Origin of the sequence: Saccharopolyspora gregorii (assembly GCF_024734405.1) — a bacterium.
Lineage (GTDB): Bacteria > Actinomycetota > Actinomycetes > Mycobacteriales > Pseudonocardiaceae > Saccharopolyspora_C > Saccharopolyspora_C gregorii.
Genome location: NZ_CP059556.1, coordinates 1,548,164 through 1,565,318 on the forward strand (window position 1 = coordinate 1,548,164; position 17,155 = coordinate 1,565,318).

Annotated in this window: 14 protein-coding genes; 9 read left to right on the plus strand and 5 right to left on the minus strand. The window is 71.3% G+C overall.

What is annotated here, in order from left to right:
• The first annotated feature begins 124 nt into the window (after window positions 1-124).
• The 3 genes from H1226_RS06825 to H1226_RS06835 all read left to right on the plus strand — a co-directional run bounded on the left by H1226_RS06825 (window position 125) and on the right by H1226_RS06835 (window position 3,898).
• Entirely contained in the window at window positions 125-1,969 is a 1,845-nt protein-coding gene (locus tag H1226_RS06825; protein WP_258347928.1) for a hypothetical protein, read from the plus strand.
• A gap of 194 nt (window positions 1,970-2,163) precedes the next feature.
• Entirely contained in the window at window positions 2,164-2,793 is a 630-nt protein-coding gene (locus H1226_RS06830; protein ID WP_258347930.1) for a methyltransferase domain-containing protein, read from the plus strand.
• 364 nt (window positions 2,794-3,157) lie between these two features.
• Window positions 3,158-3,898, plus strand: a complete 741-nt coding sequence (locus tag H1226_RS06835; protein WP_258347931.1) for a hypothetical protein — start codon at window positions 3,158-3,160, stop codon at window positions 3,896-3,898.
• 56 nt (window positions 3,899-3,954) lie between these two features.
• On the opposite strand, the gene H1226_RS06840 is transcribed toward H1226_RS06835, so the two are convergent.
• Together H1226_RS06840 and H1226_RS06845 are read right to left on the minus strand one after the other, a co-directional pair.
• Window positions 3,955-5,538, minus strand: coding sequence for an alpha/beta hydrolase (locus H1226_RS06840; protein ID WP_258347933.1), 1,584 nt, complete (start codon window positions 5,536-5,538; stop codon window positions 3,955-3,957).
• 145 nt (window positions 5,539-5,683) lie between these two features.
• Window positions 5,684-6,427, minus strand: a complete 744-nt coding sequence (locus H1226_RS06845; protein WP_224959824.1) for a lysophospholipid acyltransferase family protein — start codon at window positions 6,425-6,427, stop codon at window positions 5,684-5,686.
• Window positions 6,428-6,663: 236 nt separating this feature from the next.
• Here H1226_RS06845 and H1226_RS06850 point away from each other — a divergent pair, with 236 nt between their 5' ends.
• Both H1226_RS06850 and H1226_RS06855 read left to right on the plus strand, forming a co-directional pair.
• A complete protein-coding gene (locus tag H1226_RS06850) occupies window positions 6,664-9,150 on the plus strand; it encodes a DNA translocase FtsK (RefSeq protein WP_258347935.1) in 2,487 nt (828 codons plus the stop codon).
• Between the two features lie 143 nt (window positions 9,151-9,293).
• Entirely contained in the window at window positions 9,294-10,625 is a 1,332-nt protein-coding gene (locus H1226_RS06855) for a sialidase family protein (protein ID WP_258347937.1), read from the plus strand.
• A gap of 253 nt (window positions 10,626-10,878) precedes the next feature.
• On the opposite strand, the gene H1226_RS06860 is transcribed toward H1226_RS06855, so the two are convergent.
• From H1226_RS06860 to H1226_RS06870, 3 genes are all read right to left on the minus strand, one after another.
• The gene (locus H1226_RS06860) at window positions 10,879-12,093 is read right to left on the minus strand and encodes an alpha-hydroxy acid oxidase (RefSeq protein ID WP_258347938.1); all 1,215 of its coding nucleotides are present in this window, start codon (window positions 12,091-12,093) and stop codon (window positions 10,879-10,881) included.
• A 190-nt stretch (window positions 12,094-12,283) separates the two neighbouring features.
• Complete coding sequence (locus tag H1226_RS06865; RefSeq protein WP_258347939.1) at window positions 12,284-12,850, minus strand: phospholipase; 567 nt, start codon at window positions 12,848-12,850, stop codon at window positions 12,284-12,286.
• Window positions 12,851-13,130: 280 nt separating this feature from the next.
• A complete protein-coding gene (locus tag H1226_RS06870) occupies window positions 13,131-13,664 on the minus strand; it encodes an amino-acid N-acetyltransferase (protein ID WP_224961162.1) in 534 nt (177 codons plus the stop codon).
• Window positions 13,665-13,871: 207 nt separating this feature from the next.
• Here H1226_RS06870 and rimO point away from each other — a divergent pair, with 207 nt between their 5' ends.
• The 4 genes from rimO to H1226_RS06890 all read left to right on the plus strand — a co-directional run bounded on the left by rimO (window position 13,872) and on the right by H1226_RS06890 (window position 17,071).
• Window positions 13,872-15,311: a 30S ribosomal protein S12 methylthiotransferase RimO gene (gene rimO, locus H1226_RS06875; RefSeq protein WP_258347942.1), complete on the plus strand. Its 1,440-nt coding sequence runs from the start codon at window positions 13,872-13,874 to the stop codon at window positions 15,309-15,311.
• Window positions 15,308-15,925 (plus strand): CDP-diacylglycerol--glycerol-3-phosphate 3-phosphatidyltransferase, encoded by a 618-nt coding sequence (gene pgsA / locus H1226_RS06880; RefSeq protein WP_258347943.1) that lies wholly within the window; start codon window positions 15,308-15,310, stop codon window positions 15,923-15,925. The genes rimO and pgsA overlap by 4 nt, the downstream gene beginning before the upstream one ends.
• The gene (locus H1226_RS06885) at window positions 15,922-16,386 is read left to right on the plus strand and encodes a CinA family protein (protein WP_224961168.1); all 465 of its coding nucleotides are present in this window, start codon (window positions 15,922-15,924) and stop codon (window positions 16,384-16,386) included. Before pgsA ends, H1226_RS06885 begins: the two co-directional genes overlap by 4 nt.
• Window positions 16,387-16,576: 190 nt before the next feature.
• Window positions 16,577-17,071, plus strand: a complete 495-nt coding sequence (locus H1226_RS06890; RefSeq protein ID WP_224961170.1) for a helix-turn-helix domain-containing protein — start codon at window positions 16,577-16,579, stop codon at window positions 17,069-17,071.
• Window positions 17,072-17,155: the final 84 nt, after the last annotated feature.

Consider the following 17,155-nt stretch of genomic DNA (forward strand, 5'->3'; position numbering starts at 1 on the left):
CGGTCACGGGTCCAATCGTGCCGCCATGGATGTGCTCTTCTGGTCGGCTCGAGTCCGGTGGCGCACGCGTGCCCAACCGGATTCGGGTGTCACCCTTCGGCCGACGAAACCTGAAGAGGGCCCCATGCTGCAATACCGCACCCTTCTGCATTTCGAACAGGGCCACCACGACGTGCCCGAACTCGTCCGGGAACAGCTGCACTCCTGGCTGCGGAAGCACAAACGCTTGGACGCGGATGCGTTGCGTCCCAACGAAGTCGCTCGTCTCGGCGAGGACACCGAAGGAATCCTGCTCGAACAACGCAGGCAGGACGGATCCTTCGCGCAACGCACCCGCATCACCGAACGCAAACCGAACGGCGTGTGGCGCAGTCACCTGACCCTGCTCGTGCCGAGTCCAGAGGAACCGGCGATCGTCTGGTTCGACGTCGTCAATCCTGATCGGGCGGGCGACGCGGACGAAGAACGCCGGTGGGCCGGAACGCCGAAGGTCGTCCGCGAACTGCTCGGAATCGTGCCTGCCCACGACGGAATGGCCAAGCTGGCCGACCGGCCGCAAGTCGTCGGTATCGATGACGTACCCGAACTCGTCGACGTCGTGCGAGACGGGAAACGTCGAGTCCCCGTCTACCTAGCCGGGAGTGCTCCGGATCTGCCCAGGCATCCGTGGCTGGAGATGGTGGCGAGCCTGCTCGCCGAGACCGTCAGCATCGGTGCGGGATATGTGCTCGACGCCGAAGCGACCGAACTGTTCGCCGAAATCGTGGGGCCCAACCACGCGGTGCAGCCCGGCACCATGCGCACTTTCCTGCCCGGAGCCGATCCCGCCGACGGTGCCGACGGTCTCCGCCACCGAGTCCTCGGAACGCAGCGGTTGGTGGAAGATCCCGCGGGTCGGCTGCGCAGGCTGCTCGGCTGGCGAGCTCGGGACATGGCGATCGAGGCGCCGCTGCCCTCGGTACTGCGGCGGTTGGACCGGTCCTTCGGGCAACAGCTCGACGAGCTCGTCATCGGTGAAAGGGCACCCGAGCCCGTCGCTCAGCCGACGGAATTGGAACCCGCCCGGCCCCTACGTCCCGTGCAGACGCAGGACAGGCCGCTCCCGATCCGGCCTGCAGCACCTGTGCTGGACGAAGCCGACCGGATCGCACTCCAGATCGGGCGTGCCCTGCGTGCCGAGTACGGAGACCTCGACCTCGACCGAGCACGCGAAATGATCAACCTTGCTCGTCACGGCGAGCGCGAACGCCAACAACGACGGGTGATCTCCGAACGCCTCAACGAACTGCGCGAGGCCGCGTCGACCTTGCAGGAGGAGAACGAGGCGCTGAACGCCCGGCTCGACCAATCCCTGTTCGACGAAGCGCTGACCTATGAAGATCTCAACAAGGCCGAGGCACGAGTCCGTCACCTGCAGAGCCGATTGCACGACGCCGGGCAGTACGCCGACGCCTGGTCCCAGCCCGAGCCCGAAGCGCCCGCGCCGAGCTCGCTGTCCGTGCTGCTCAAACAGGTCGATACCCTAGAACGAGTTGAATTCACCTGGAACGAAGAGGACATCTTCAAGCTAGCCGAGCACGACCGCATGGACTCCTGGGCAGCGAAGGTGTGGAACGCGCTGCTCGCGTTGCAGGACTACGCGCGCGTCGTTGCCGATGGTGAGCGTCCCAGTGGAGTGGAGGGGTACCTCAACAACCTGCCCGCCGGCTGCCGCGGCTATCCGGCCAACCGGCATGCCAGGGACGAGAGCGAAGACGTGCGAACCAACCGGAAGTTCTGGTCGCGACGCATGTTCCCGGTGCCGAACAGCCTCGATCCGGACGGTCAGGTGTTCATGGGAGCCCACTTCAAGATCGCGAACTCCGGGATGATCAGTCCACGCATGCACTACTACGACGCGACCGCTCGGGACGGGAAGGTCTACGTCGGTTACCTGGGTAGACACCTGCCGACTCAGCAGACGAACTGAGATGAACCTTGCGGCGAACGGTCCGTCGACTCTCATGGCGAGCGGGCCGGTCGCACCCAGGTGAGCGGCCCGCCAGCCCGACCTCGCTGGGCGAGTGGGCCGCTCACCTGGAGGGAATTTGCTGGAACGGCAAGGTTTCGTGCGGGTTTTGCGCGGCTGGGGTGAGACTGGCGCTCACCGACGAAAGGGCACCGATGAGCAGCACTGAAGCGCACGCGTTCTGGGACGACGTGTACGCCGCGCGAGCCGAGCAGCAGCAGCCGAAGCCGAACCAGCGGCTCACCGAGATCGTTCCCGGGCAGGCACCCGGCGACGCGCTGGACCTCGGGTGCGGAGGCGGCGGCGACGCGCTGTGGCTCGCCGAGCAGGGCTGGCGGGTCACCGCCGTGGACATCTCGGCCGTCGCCGCCGACCGGCTCACCGCGCTGGCGAACGCGCGCGGGCTCGGCGACCGGATCACCGCCGCTCGGCACGACCTCGGCGCCGGATTGCCTGCGGGCGAGTTCGACCTGGTCTGCGCGCACTACCTGCACACCCCGTTCGACCTCGACCGGGCGAGCGTGCTGCGCGCCGCCGCGCACGCGCTGCGCGCAGGCGGGCGGCTGGTGGTCGTCGACCACGGATCGATCGCGCCGTGGTCCTGGGACCAGAACCCGGACCTGCGCCACCCGCCGCCGCAGGAGGTCGCCGCCGACCTCGCCCTCGACCCGCGGGCCTGGGCGGTCGAGCGCGCCGACTCGCCGCGGCGCACCGCCACCGGGCCGGACGGCAGCACCGCCGAACTCACCGACCACGTGCTGGTCATCCGCCGCGCCGACGGCTGAACCGGGCAGGGACACCGGTGTCGGGGCCGTCCTCGCGAGGGAGCCGCGGAGAACCCGCGGGTGGGTTGATCGGGTGGTCGTCGGCTCAGCGGTTCCGCCGCTGACGAGCCGCGGACACGACCCGCGGCTCAACTTCCACGACGGACCGCGAGCGCGGAGCAGCGCACTGGGCCGAACGCGGCGGAACCGACCCGCCGCACGGCCCCGTGCGCTGCTCTTTTCGTGTCATGACGGGGAAAAGTGGTGATCTCCGCAGCCCGCCCCCGGAACAGTGAGCGCCGCGCTCCCGCGAGCACCGAGCGGGAGCACCGGATCTCGCCGACGCCGCCCGGAGATCCAGCGAGCGGCACACCGAGGGGTGCTCATGTTCCGACCCGGCAGGGCGCTGCCCGCACTCGCGGCAGCCGGACTGCTCGCCGCAACCGCGTGCGGCGACGTCGACGTTCCACCGCGCGAGCGGGACGGACTGCTGCTGCGGATCCGCACCGAACCGCCCGGACCCGGCAGCACGTCCGTCCCCGACTACAGCCTCTACGGCGACGGCACCGTGATCACACCGGGCGAACCGGTCGGATCGCTGCGCCCCTTCGCGGTCACCCGCCTCCGCGACACCGAGGTGGACCAGCGGTACCGGGCCGCGCACGAAGCGGGCCTCGCCGCCGACGAGACGCACGGCGACGCCGCCGTCCCCGGCGCCACCAGCATCCGCGTCGACCTCCGCTCCGGCGGCGAGGAACACCGCACCGAACTGGTCTTCACCGACCGGCCCGCCGGGCCACCGGAGCTCGTCGACTTCGTGCAGCGGCTCCGCACCGCGCCGCCCGCCGGCGCCGAACCGGCCGCGGACCGGATGGCCGTCATCGCCCACGACACCGACAGCGCGCCGGGCGGACGACCGTGGCCGTTCCCGTCCCCGGCGGCCGGATCGCGGGTGCCCGGCGGTCGCTGCACCGTGCTCACCGGTGGCGACGCGGCCACCGCCGCGACCTGGGCGCGCGAGACCGATCCCGGCACGCGGTGGGGGAGCGGCGGCGTCGGCTTCCGGCTGGTGTTCCGGCCGCTGCTGCCCGACGAAACCGGCTGCGCCGACCTCGACCCGCGCTGACCCGGAGGCGGACGCGCCCTCCGTCCGATGTGGACGGAGGGCGCGCGGTCACCGGATCAGCGCCAGTGGCGCAAGGCGTCCTGCAGGATCCGCGGCTGCTCCGGGCGCTCCGGGGCGATCGTCTCCGCACCCTCCGGCGTCGGCTGCGGCAGCGGTTCGCAGGTGACGTCCGGGCCCGCGCCGGGCTTGCGCTCCGGGAGCGCACCGGTCGTCAGGTACTCGGCGATGCGGTCGTCCACGCAGGCGTTGCCGGACAGCGAACCCGAATGCGTCGTGCCACCCGGCAGGCTGATCAAGCTCGCGCCGGGGAAGCGCTTCCGGGCCTCCAGCGCGCCGGGGAACGGGGTCGCCGCGTCCAGTTCCTCGCTGATCAGCAGCGCGCTGTCGACCTCCCCGCCGTCCACGTCCACCGGCTTCCCGGCGGGTGCGGGCCAGTTCCGGCAGGAGGCGTTGTACCAGGCGTTCGCCCACGTCTCGAACGGCGCCTGCGCGTGCGTCACCCAGTTGTCCGCGCGCCAGCGGCCCCACTCCCGCGGCCACTGCACGTCGGTGCACTGCACCGCGTTGTACACCGCGAAACCGTTGTCGTCGCCGGGAGTGTTGCTCGCGTCGTAGATGTCCACCAGCGGCTGCCACTCGCCGCGGTGCACCCAGCCCGCGAACGCCTTCGCCCGCTTGTCCCAGCCGGTCTGCCCGTAGCCCGCCGCCAGGAACAGGTCCGTCCACTCCGAGGAACCGATCTCCCCGCCCGCGGGCTGCGCCTCCAGCTTCGCGCGCTGCTCGTAGAACAGCCGCTCCACCTGATCACCCGTGGTGCCCAGGTGGTACACCGAGTCGTAGCGGGCCACCCAGTCGAAGAAGATGCCGATGTTGCGGTCGAACGCCACGTCCTGGTTCAGGTTCGCCCGGTACCAGACGTCCTCCGCGTTCACCACGCCGTCCAGCACCACGCGGCGCAACCGCTCCGGGTGCAGCGTGCCGTACACCTGCGCCAGGTAGGTGCCGTAGGAGAAGCCGTAGTAGTTCAGCCGCTCCTGGCCGAGCGCCTTGCGGATGCTCTCCATGTCCTCGACGGAATCCGTCGTGCGCATGTGGTCCAGCAGCTCGCCGCCGGTGTTCCCGCACGCCGCCGCGTAACCGTCGGTGCGGGACAACCACTCCCGCTCCTTCTCCGGCGTCGTCGGCAGGTAGTCCGGCCGGTCGTGCGCGAAGTAGTCCGGGTCGCAGGACAGCGCCGGAACGCTCGACCCGACCCCGCGCGGATCGAAACCGACCCAGTCGTAGGCCGCGCCCGCCCCGTGCGGCACCGACTCGCCCAAGCCCGCCAGGTACAGGCCGGAACCACCGGGCCCGCCCGGGTTCAGCAGCATCACGCCCTGGTACTGGTTCTCGGGCACGGTGTGCCGCACCCGGGACACCGCCAGCGAGATGTGCTCCCCGCCGGGATTCGCGTAATCCAGCGGAACGTCGAGCATTCCGCATTCCGCGCCGGCCTCCTGCAAGGACTCGTCCTCGCACGGGCCCCAGGAAACGGGTGCGGGTTCGAACGGGGGATTCGGTGCGGCGGAAGCCGCCGGTGCGCACAGCAGGCTCGCGGCCAGCAGGCCGGTCACCGCGGTCGCGGTCGCTGATTTCTGCACTTCGGTCCTCGATGTCCGTTTCCGGCGTCCGCTGCGGATCGCCGATCGGGCCAGTCTGCTCAGCGGACTCGCATTCCACCAGCGGTTTCCCGTATCCGCACGATTGCGTCCATTCCCAGTTGAACGGAATCCGGTGGGAAAGGGCTCACGGCCGCCAGGGGCTGCGCTGGTCGGTGATCGGGCGGGTGGGGTCCTCGTGGCTCGGGACGTCCGGCTCGTCCGCGCGCAGCGGGACCAGGCCCGCGGTGATCGCGCGCATGATGCGGTCGCGGGCGCGGCGGGCGTCACCGGGCCGGTGCGCGGACAGGTCGCTCAGGTCCACCGGGTCGCCGAAGTGCACCCGCAGCACCGGGCGCCGCCGGATCGCCGCGAACCAGGAGGACAGCAGCACCCGCACGTCCCGGAAGCCCTCGATGCGCAGCATCCCGTAGCACATCGCCTCGTGCGCACCCCACTGGCTGACCGGGATCACCGGTGCCGTCGAAGCCAGCGCCATCCGCGCCACACCGGTCTTGCCGCGCTCCGGCCACAGACCGGGCTCCAGGCTCAACCGGCCCTCCGGGTACACCAGCACCGGCCGCGGGTCCTCCTCCAAGGAGCGCACCACGTCGTCCAGCGCCTCCGCCGCGTTCGCCTTGCCGCGGTTCGCGCGGAGGTGCCCGCAGCGCCGCAGCACCGGACCCAGCACCGGCGCGTCGAACAGGCCGCCCGTCGCCAGGAACCGCAGCGCCAGCCGCCTGCGCCCGCACGCCGCCATCAGCACCAGCGCGTCGATGTTGCCGATGTGGTTCGCCGCCAGCAGCAGCGGCCCGCCGCGCAGCTCGTCCGGCACGTCGCCCGTGACCCGCAGGCGACCCGTCAGCAGGATCAGCGCCCGGTCGATCCGCAGCAGCACCCGCCACAGCAGCGGTGCCTGCGCGAACGAGCGCGCCCGGGACCGCCGGGACGCGCGCGGGGCACGAGGACTCGGCTCCAGAGGGCCAACGGGCTGGGCGACCATGACGACAGAGGATCGCACAAGCACCACCGGCACGAGCGCGGGACGTGAACATCCGAGGCAGATCGCCCGCGTGACCCCTGTGCCGCTTGTGACGCGAGGGGCACCGTCGAGATAACGTGAGACCCATGGCGGGCCGGACCACGAGCGGTGCCCAGCGCAAGAACCAGTCACAACAAGGTTCGAGGAGCCGGGCCCAGAGCTCACGACGAAGCTCAAGCGGCACCACGGGTGCGAAGAGCCGCAAGACCACCTCCGGCGGAGGCGGGCGCGGCTCCACCCACGCGCCGCGCCGCACCCCGGCGAAGAAGAGCACCCAGCCCCGGGTCGGCGGCGTGCTCAGCCGCGCCAAGGACATCGACCCGGCGCACGGCCGGACCGGGCTCGCGATCATCGCGCTCGCCGCCGCCGTCATCACCGCCGCCGGGATCTGGTGGCACGCGGGCGGACCCGTCGGGCAGTGGCTCGACTGGGGGCTGCGCTTCGTCATCGGTGACGCCGTGCTGGTGCTGCCGGTCGTCGTCGCCGGTGTCGCCGTGTTCTTCGCGAGCACCGACCACAACCCGGAGGCGCGGCCGCGCGTCGTGCTCGGGTCCGTGCTGCTCGGCTGGAGCGCGCTCGGCGTGCTGCACATCGCCGAAGGCGCGCCCGGCGACTGGCTGGTCTGGCCGGAGGCCGGGGGAGTGCTCGGGTTCCTCGCGGGCGGGCCGCTCGCGCAGGGCCTCACCGGCTGGGTCGCGGTGCCCGTGCTGGTGCTCGTCGGCCTGTTCGGGCTGATGCTGCTCACCGACACCACGCTCGCCACCGTCCGCACCAAGCTGCTCGGCAGGCCCGTCGAGGACGGCGAACCGCTCACCGAAGAGGTCCAGCCGGAGACGGTGAAGCTGCGCCGCCCCTCCCGCCGCCGCCAGAGCTCCACGCCCGTCGACGACGAGGACACCGCCGCCGCCCCCAAGAAGGGCAAGGGCGGGACGAAGAAGATGGAGCAGCTGTCCCTCGACGACGTGCCCGAGGAAGCGCCCACGAAACCGCGCGGCAAGAAGGCCGCCGAAGTCCCCGCCGCCGCCGAAGCACCCGAAGAGCCGCCCGCCGACAACGGCAAGCTCACCATCAGCCGCGCCGTCGAAGGCGACTACAAGCTGCCGCCGCTGGACGCGCTCACCGGCGGCGACGCGCCCAAGACCCGCAGCAAGGCCAACGACTCCATGATCGAGGCCATCACCGCGGTCCTGGAGCAGTTCAACATCGACGCGCAGGTCACCGGCTTCGTCCGCGGGCCCACCGTCACCCGCTACGAGGTCGAGCTCGGGCCCGGCGTGAAGGTCGAGAAGATCACCGCGCTGACCAAGAACATCGCCTACGCCGCCGCCACCGACAACGTGCGGCTGCTCGCGCCCATCCCCGGCAAGTCCGCCGTCGGCATCGAGGTGCCCAACAGCGACCGGGAGATGGTGCGGCTGGGCGACGTGCTGCGCTCCACCACCGCCTCCGGTGACGAGCACCCGCTGGTGATGGGGCTGGGCAAGGACATCGAAGGCCACATGGTCACCGCGAACCTGGCGAAGATGCCGCACCTGCTGTGCGCGGGCTCCACCGGCTCCGGCAAGTCCAGCTTCGTCAACTCGATGCTGGTGTCGCTGCTGGCGCGGGCCACGCCGCAAGAGGTCCGGATGATCCTCATCGACCCGAAGATGGTCGAGCTCACCCCCTACGAGGGCATCCCGCACCTGATCACGCCCATCATCACCCAGCCGAAGAAGGCCGCGGCCGCGCTCGGCTGGCTGGTGGACGAGATGGAACAGCGCTACCAGGACATGCAGGCCAACCGGGTGCGCCACATCGACGACTTCAACGCGAAGGTCCGCTCCGGCGACATCACCGCCCCGCCCGGCAGCGAACGCGAGTACCGGCCGTACCCGTACATCCTCGCCATCGTCGACGAGCTCGCCGACCTGATGATGACCGCGCCGCGCGACGTGGAGGACGCGATCGTGCGGATCACGCAGAAGGCGCGCGCCGCGGGCATCCACCTGGTGCTGGCCACCCAGCGGCCCTCGGTGGACGTCGTCACCGGCCTGATCAAGACGAACGTGCCCTCGCGGCTCGCGTTCGCCACGTCCTCGCTCACCGACTCGCGGGTCATCCTCGACCAGCCCGGCGCGGAGAAGCTGATCGGCATGGGCGACGCCCTGTACCTGCCGATGGGCGCCGGACGGCCGCAGCGCGTGCAGGGCTCCTTCGTCAGCGACGAGGAGATCCACCGCGTCGTCTCCTACACCAAGGAGCAGGCCGAACCGGACTACACCGACGGCGTGACCGCCGCGAAGCCGGGCGAGCAGAAGGAGGTCGACTCCGACATCGGCGACGACCTCGACGTGCTGCTGCAGGCGACCGAACTCGTCGTCACCAGCCAGTTCGGGTCCACCTCCATGCTGCAGCGCAAGCTGCGCGTCGGGTTCGCCAAGGCCGGGCGGCTCATGGACCTGCTCGAATCGCGCAACGTCGTCGGGCCGTCCGAGGGGTCGAAGGCGCGCGACGTGCTCGTGAAACCCGACGAACTCGAAAACGCGCTGTACTCGATTCGTGGCGGACCGCCACCGGATTCCGAGGAGTGAGCGACGGCCCCGCCGAATTCCGGCGGGGCCGTCGTCGTTCCAGCGGTGATCTTCCTCTCCGAAATGGTCCCGACGTGTGCTTTTCACCGGCACGACACCGCCGTTCAGGGGAGTGGTGGAAATGTGCCAACGGGGTTCACGTCGTGATCACCGTCGGATATGTTCTGCGCCGCTCCTCGATCGAAGGGTTCGCGATGAACGGCAAGAAAGCACGAGCCGGTGCCGCCACCGCGCTGTCGGTGCTGCTGCTCGCCGGCTGGTACCAGGCGAGCGCCTGGGCAGACCCGCCGGCCACCGACCCGGTGCCGATGGACGTCTCGAAGGGCGAGATGTTCCGGCAGGGCGGCAGCAGCTACCCGCGGCTGGTCCGGCTGGAGAACGGCGGCCTGGCGAACGGCCGCGTCCTGGCCAGCATGACGACCTACGTGGACAACGCCGGACGTGCGGTGATCTACGAGAGCACCGATGACGGGAAGTCCTTCCAGCCCGTCGGCGAGATCCGCGATCCGGCGGGCGAGAACGCCAAGGGCATGTGCTGCTCGACCCTCTACGAGCTGCCCCGCCAGGTCGGGGACATGCCCGCGGGAACCCTGCTGTGGGCGGGCACCGCGGGCGTCGGCGACGACGAGGAGACCCGCACCAGCAGCGTCCGGCTGTGGCGCAGCGACGACCACGGCCGGAACTGGACCTTCATGTCCGACGTCGTGGCCAAACCGCCGGGTCCGGGAATCTGGGAACCGGAGTTCACCGTCTCCGCGGAAGGCGATCTGGTCGCCTTCTACTCGGACGACATGGACCCGGCGCACGATCAGAAAATGGTGCAGGTCCGGTCGAAGGACGGCATCACCTGGACCGACGAACGCGATGCGATCAAGCAGGACGAATTCCGGGTCCGGCCGGGCATGGCGGGCGTTCGGCAATTGCCGGACGGCACCTACGTGATGACCTACGAGATGTGCAACTTCGACCCGGTGCACACCTGCACGGTGTGGATGCGGACCTCGCCGGACGGCTGGGACTGGGGCGACCCCTACGACCCCGGTACCGAGATCGTCTCGGACACGGGTGGGCAGCCGCTCGGCACGCCGACGATCACCTGGGCGCCGGGCGACGACCCGAACGGCAGGCTCGTCCTCGCCTACCAGATGCTCGGCGGGGACGAAGGCGGCTGGGCGCCCGGCAACGGCCGCACCCTGATGGTCAACGACCACCCGTCCGACCTGTCCACCGGCTGGCGCGAGATCGACGCCCCGGTGCACATCGACCACAACCAGGGCAGCACCTGCCGCGGGTTCAGCCCGTCCGTCCTCCCCACCGAGGACGGGAAGTCGCTGATCCACGTCGTCACGGACTTCGAGAAGTACATCGGCGGGCCGTGCGAGGCGTTCTTCGGCACCGGGCCGATCGACGGCGACGGCGACGCGGCCACCGCGAACACCGGCCGCACCCCGCTGGACCCGCGCCCCGGGCGCTGAGTTCTCCGGTATCCCCGCCTGTTGCGTGGTGCGCGGGTGGCGGAACCTCGGCGGTTCCCCCGCTGCGGGATCGTTTTCACCGGTGGCTCCGCCACAGGCGAAAACGCTGTCCCCGCGGGGGAACCGCCGAGAACCCGCGGGCGGTCCGGTTGCTTTGGTGGTCGCTGCTCAGCGGCGTCGCCGCTGACAGGAGAACGACGCTCCCGCAGCGCAGGGGCGAGGGCCGGTGCGTCCACCCGGAACCCCGCTGCGATCAGGTGCGCAGCGTCGCGTGGGACTCGGTCAGCTCGGACAGCGAGGTGACGCCGAGCAGCCGCATCGTGCGCTCCACCTCGGTGCGCAGGATGTCCACCGCGCGCTGCGCGCCGCGCTCCCCGCCGGCCATCAAGCCGTACAGGTAGGCCCGCCCCACCAGGCAGGAGTCCGCGCCCCGCGCCACCGCGGCGACCACGTCCGCACCGCTGAGGATCCCGGTGTCCAGCAGGATCTCCGCGCGGTCCCCGACGGCCTCCCGCACCCGCGGCAGCAGCTCCAGCATCGTCGGCGCCCGGTCCAGCTGGCGGCCGCCGTGGTTGGACAGCACCACCGCGTCCGCGCCCAGCTCCACGACCTTCGCCGCGTCGGCCGCGTTCTGCAGGCCCTTGATGACCAGCGGTCCGTCCCACAGCTCCCGCAGCCACTCGACGTCGGCGAAGCTCAACGAGGGGTCGAACATCTCGTTGATCAGCTCGGCGACGGTGCCCTCCCAGCGGTGGAAGGAGGCGAACGACAGCGGTTCGGTGGTGAGCAGGTTGATCCACCACGCCGGGTGCAGCGCCCCGTCCGCGATCGTTTTCACCGTCAGCGACGGCGGGATCGTCAACCCGTTGCGCACGTCCCGCAGCCGCGCGCCCGCCACCGCGGTGTCCACGGTGAGCATCAGGGCCTCGTATCCGGCGGCCTGCGCGCGCTGCACCAGGTCGCGGCTGGCCGCGCGGTCCCGCCACACGTACAGCTGGAACCACTTGCGGGCGCGCGGCGCGGCGGCGGCGAGGTCCTCGACGGAGGTGGTGCCCATCGTCGACAGGGCGTACGGGATGCCCGCGCGCTCGGCGACCCGCGCCACCGCGGGCTCGCCCTCGTGGTTCATCATCCGGGTGAAACCGGTCGGGGCCAGCGAGAACGGCAGCGCGGAGCGCTCGCCCAGCACCGTCGTGCTCGTGTCCACCGTGGACACGTCGCGGAGCACGGAGGGGTGGAACTCGACGTCGTGGAACGCGCGCCGGGCCCGCCGCAGGCTCGTCTCGCTCTCGGCGGCGCCGTCGGTGTAGTCGAAGACCGCGCGCGGGGTGCGGCGCCGCGCGATGGCGCGCAGGTCCGCGATGGTGTGCGCGTTCGACAGCCGCCGCTCGGTGGGGTTCAGCTTCGGCGGCTCCACCCGCAGCAGCGGGCGCAACTCTGACCAGCGGGGGATCTGCCGCCGCACCATCGGGCACCGTCCTTCCACGTCGTCGTGATCGACGTGGCCGACCCTATCCGGCGGCAGCGCCCGGAGGCACCGCCGAAGACGAGCGGGCGCGGCCACCTGGTGACCGCGCCCGCTCCTCGCCCGGGCCTCGATCAGCACCGCCGATCGAACCTCGATCAGCTTGCCGACCAGGTCCCGGGCCACCCGCCGATCAGGCCTGGAACAGCACCCGCTCGCCGCTGCGCGTCTTCGACTCGAAGCCGATGACGCGCCCGGAGTCGGCCTGCACCGGGGTGATCTCGGCCTGCTCGACCGCGTCCGCGGTGGAGGTGCCCGCGCCGCCGAACTGGCGCACCGCCGCGTAGTAGACGTTCGCGGCCGCCTTGCACAGCCCGTCGTCGGCGCAGACCGAGTACATGTCCGCCTTGAAGTTGTCGTCGACGCGCAGCCGGCCGTCGTCGGTGAACCGGTCCTGCGCCTTGTAGTTGCGGTAGCCGAAGTCGTGCCGGTCGCAGCTGGTGGAGAAGTCGAAGCCCAGCGGCTCGTCCGGCGAGTAGGAACAGCTGTCCGAGGACCAGTCCAGCTGGTCGGCGTGCGGCTGCTCGGACCGCAGGTCGACGAAGTCGTCCAGCGAGGTCTCGAACAGGTACTGGTCGGTGATCTGCCGCAGCTCGCCGTCGGACAGGTCCGCGTGCGCGGTACCTGCGGACAGCAGCAGCACGGCGCCCGCGGCAGCGGAAGCGACGAGGCCGCGGCGGATTCGTGCGGAACGGAACACGAGAGCTCCTCGGGTCAGGGTGGGGCCTGCACAGATCACCCAGTGTTATAGCGGTTGCACGCGGTGCGCGCGGGACTGATCGGGTTTTCAGCAGGTGAACCGGGGATGTCGCGACGGCCGGAGCGGCCCGGCCGGCGGTCGACGACTTCGCCGCGGACCTGGCCGACGCGCTGCCGACCGGGCTGGACGTGCTGACCGGCCACTCGCTGGGCGGCGCGCCACGGCTGGGACGTCCGCCGCCTTTCCGGCCTCACCCACGAGCTCTGGCTGGAAGCTGGGGTCAGCGGGGGAGTTCGAGGAGCATCCGGGTGTTGCCGAGGGTGTTGGGCTTGACGTAGGGGAGGTCGAGGAATTCGGCGACGCCTTCGTCGGCGGAGCGGCGCATCTCGTCGTAGACGTCGGGGGAGACCGGGGCGCCGTCGATCGGGCGGAAGCCGTGGCGGCCGAAGAACGAGGTCTCGAAGGTGAGCACGAAGACCCGGGCCAGCCCGAGCTCGCGCGCCAGGCCGACGAGCCTGCCGACGACCTGGTGGCCGACGCCGCGGCCGCGGGCCAGCGGGTCGACGGCGACGGTGCGGATCTCGGCCAGGTCCTCCCACAGCACGTGCAGCGCCCCGCAGCCCACCAGGCGGGGCGCCCCGGCCTCGCCGGCCAGTTCGGCGACCCAGAACTCCTGGACGTGCTCGTAGAGCGTCACGAGTTCCTTGGCCAGCAGCACCTTGCCCGCGTACGAGTCGACCAGGGCCTTGATCCCCCGGACGTCGTCGACCCGAGCACGCCGAATCGATATCGCCCCAGTCGCATAGTCATGCATGGCGGGAATGCTACCTTTCCCGCGCCACGCGGGTCGACGCTCCGCGACGAACGCGACGCGACCGCACACCGGCCCGCCGCGGGGCGAGGTCATCACCCGGCGTGAACCCGATCCCGGGCCGCCGCCCGCCGGTGCGCTCAGCGGACCTGCAGGCCGCTCGCCGGGCGCGGGCGCAGGGCCGCCGGACCCGGCGGCTAACCTCGGGTCATGCCAGCAGGGTCCACACCGCGCCGAGTGTCCATGGTCACTCTGGGTTGCGCGCGCAACGAAGTCGATTCCGAAGAGCTCGCGGGAACCCTGCACGAGCACGGGTGGGACCTCGTCGACGGCGCCGACTCCGCGGACGTCGTGGTCGTCAACACCTGCGGATTCGTCGAATCCGCCAAGAAGGACTCGGTGGACACGCTGCTGGCCGCCTCCGACACCGGCGCGAAGGTCGTCGCCGTCGGCTGCATGGCCGAGCGCTACGGGCAGGAGCTCGCCGAGCAGATGCCGGAAGCCGACGCGGTGCTCGGCTTCGACCACTACGGGCAGCTCGCCGAACGGCTCGACGACGTGATCGAGGGCAAGCCCCTCGCCTCGCACCAGCCGCGGGATCGCCGCACCATGCTGCCGATCACCCCGGTCGCGCGGCCCGCCGCCGCCACCGAGGTCGCCGTGCCGGGCCATGGCTGGGTGCCTTCCACCCGGGTGAGCAGGCGCAGGCTGGACAACGCGCCGGTCGCCTCGCTCAAGCTCGCCTCCGGCTGCGACCGGCGGTGCACCTTCTGCGCCATCCCCGCCTTCCGCGGTTCCTTCCTGTCCCGCAAGCCCGACGAGATCCTCGGCGAGGCGGCTTGGCTGGCCACCCAGGGCGTGCGGGAGCTGTTCCTGGTCAGCGAGAACTCCACCTCCTACGGCAAGGACCTCGCCGACCCGCGCGCGCTGGAGGCGCTGCTGCCGCGACTCGCCGGGATCGAGGGCATCGACCGGGTGCGGGTGTCCTACCTGCAACCCGCCGAGACCCGGCCCGGGCTGGTCCGCACCATCGCCACCACGCCCGGCGTCACCCCCTACTTCGACCTGTCCTTCCAGCACGCCAGCGAGACCGTGCTGCGGCGGATGCGGCGCTTCGGCTCCACCGAGTCCTTCCTCGGGCTCATCGAGCAGATCCGGGAGCTCGCGCCCGAAGCGGGCATCCGCAGCAACGTGATCGTCGGGTTCCCCGGCGAGACCGAGGAGGACTACGCGGAACTGCGCGACTTCCTCACCAGGGCCCGGCTGGACGCCGTCGGCGTGTTCGGCTACTCCGACGAGGACGGCACCGAGGCCGAGGGCTTCGACGGCAAGCTCGACGAGGACGTCATCGCCGAACGCGTCACCGAGCTGTCCGCGCTCGTCGACGAGCTCACCGACCAGCGCGCCGAAGACCGCATCGGCGAGCAGGTGCGGGTCCTGGTCGAGCGCGGCGCCGACCACGAGGACGGCTGTGCGGGCCGCGCGGAGCACCAGGGGCCCGAGGTGGACGGCGAATGCCTCGTCGTCGATCCTGGGAACGTCGTCGTCGGCGACGTGCTCCGCTGCGAAGTGGTCGGCAGCGAAGGCGTGGACCTCGTGGTCCGCCCGACCGGCGACGCCGAACGGCAACCGTCCGGGGGAACGACATGAGCGCCGACGGCGCGGCTTCGGGAGCGGCGCCCGACACCCGTCCGGTGCCGCTGCTCAACATCGCCAACGTGCTCACCGTGTCCCGGCTGCTGCTGGTCCCGGTGTTCCTGGTGGCGTTGCTGCGGGAGGACGGCCACCAGCCGCTGTGGCGCTGGGTGGCGCTGGCGGTGTTCCTCGTCGCCGCCATCACCGACCGCATCGACGGCGAGCTCGCCCGCAGGCGCGGCCTCATCACCGACTTCGGCAAGATCGCCGACCCGATCGCGGACAAGGCGCTGACCGGAGCCGCCCTGGTCGGGCTCAGCCTCGTCGGCGACCTGCCGTGGTGGGTCACGCTGTTGATCATCGCACGTGAGCTCTTCGTCACACTGCTGCGGTTCTGGGTGATCCGGCACGGCGTGATCCCGGCCAGCCGCGGCGGCAAGCTCAAGACGCTGCTGCAGGCCATCGCGATCGTCGCCTACCTGCTGCCGCTGGGTGAGCTGATCGACCCGCTGCGCTGGGTCATCATGGGCGCCGCGGTGCTGGTCACGGTCGTGACCGGGCTCGACTACGCGGTGCGGGCCTGGCGGCTGCGCGCGCTGGGCAGGCGCACCGGGGGCGCGGGCTCGTGAACGCCGCCGCCGAACTCCTCGGCCTCCTCCGCGACCGCGGGGAGACCGTCGCCACCGCCGAATCGCTCACCGCGGGCCTGCTCGCGGTCACACTCACCGACGTGCCCGGCGCCAGCGACGTGGTGCGCGGCGGGCTGATCGTCTACGCCACCGACCTCAAGGAACGGCTCGCCGGGGTGGACGCGGAACTGCTGGCCCGCGGCGGTGCCGTGCAGCCCGCCGTCGCCGAACAGCTGGCCACCGGCGCCCGCGAGCGCTGCGCCGCGACCTGGGGCGTCGGCCTCACCGGAGTCGCCGGGCCCGATCCGCAGGACGGCGCGGAACCCGGCACCGTGCACCTCGGATTCGCCGGCCCGAACGGGACGAACGTGCTGTCCACCAAGCTCGCCGGTGATCGCGCCGGAGTGCGGGCGGCGGCCGTTCGAGTGGCGTTGGAACACTTCACGACAGTGCTGCGTTGAACGTCCCGGACGTGTCCGCGCGCCCCAGCGCTGCGGAATCGTCGCCGAACCGCGCACGCGTGGTGACGCCGAGAACGTTCGCCCTCGGCGGATTGGCGGATGATCGCTCTCGCGACGGCGTTGCGATGAGTAACGTAGGGGGCGTTGACGCGTAGCGCACGATGTAAGCGACGAAGGAGGGAGGCGCGCGATGACCGTGTTGTTGCGGGAAGCAGTCGGTGAAAGGCTGCGCCGCGCCCGGACCGCTCAATCTCGTACGCTGCGAGATGTCTCGCGCGCCGCCCGGGTGAGCCTCGGCTACCTCTCGGAAGTGGAGCGGGGACGCAAGGAGGCTTCGAGCGAACTGCTGGCCTCGATCTGCGGCGCATTGGACCTGCCGCTGCCCGAACTGCTCGTCACGGTCGCGGGTGACCTCGACGGGTCGGGCACCGTGCTCACCCCGGCGATGGTCGAACAGCGCGGCGCCGCCGACTTCGACGGTGGCCGCCTGGTGCCGAGCCTGATGGGTGCCGACCTCGCCGACACCGAGCTGTCCGGTGCCGACTTCGCCGACGCCGAAACCGCGGGCGTCGAGGCGCAGCTCTCCAGCGAGGACCTCACCGAGGAGCACCGCCTGCAGCCGGTGCTCAGCCAGCGGATCAGCGCACCGGTGCGCAGTTCCGGTGGCGTGGTCGTCGCCGCCTGACATCCGTGGTCGCGCGGGGTGGTGCACCCCACCGCCCCGCGCGCGGCGGAACCTCCTCGCGCCCTCGTGCGTTGATCGGGTGGA

Excerpts from the sequence above, each read along its gene's own strand:
- H1226_RS06825 (WP_258347928.1), top strand. The coding sequence starts at position 125 with ATGCTGCAATACCGCACCCTTCTGCATTTCGAACAGGGCCACCACGAC.
- H1226_RS06830 (WP_258347930.1), top strand. The coding sequence starts at position 2,164 with ATGAGCAGCACTGAAGCGCACGCGTTCTGGGACGACGTGTACGCCGCG.
- H1226_RS06835 (WP_258347931.1), top strand. The coding sequence starts at position 3,158 with ATGTTCCGACCCGGCAGGGCGCTGCCCGCACTCGCGGCAGCCGGACTG.
- H1226_RS06850 (WP_258347935.1), top strand. The coding sequence starts at position 6,664 with ATGGCGGGCCGGACCACGAGCGGTGCCCAGCGCAAGAACCAGTCACAA.
- H1226_RS06860 (WP_258347938.1), bottom strand. The coding sequence starts at position 12,093 with ATGGTGCGGCGGCAGATCCCCCGCTGGTCAGAGTTGCGCCCGCTGCTG.
- H1226_RS06870 (WP_224961162.1), bottom strand. The coding sequence starts at position 13,664 with ATGCATGACTATGCGACTGGGGCGATATCGATTCGGCGTGCTCGGGTC.
- rimO (WP_258347942.1), top strand. The coding sequence starts at position 13,872 with ATGCCAGCAGGGTCCACACCGCGCCGAGTGTCCATGGTCACTCTGGGT.
- pgsA (WP_258347943.1), top strand. The coding sequence starts at position 15,308 with ATGAGCGCCGACGGCGCGGCTTCGGGAGCGGCGCCCGACACCCGTCCG.
- H1226_RS06890 (WP_224961170.1), top strand. The coding sequence starts at position 16,577 with ATGACCGTGTTGTTGCGGGAAGCAGTCGGTGAAAGGCTGCGCCGCGCC.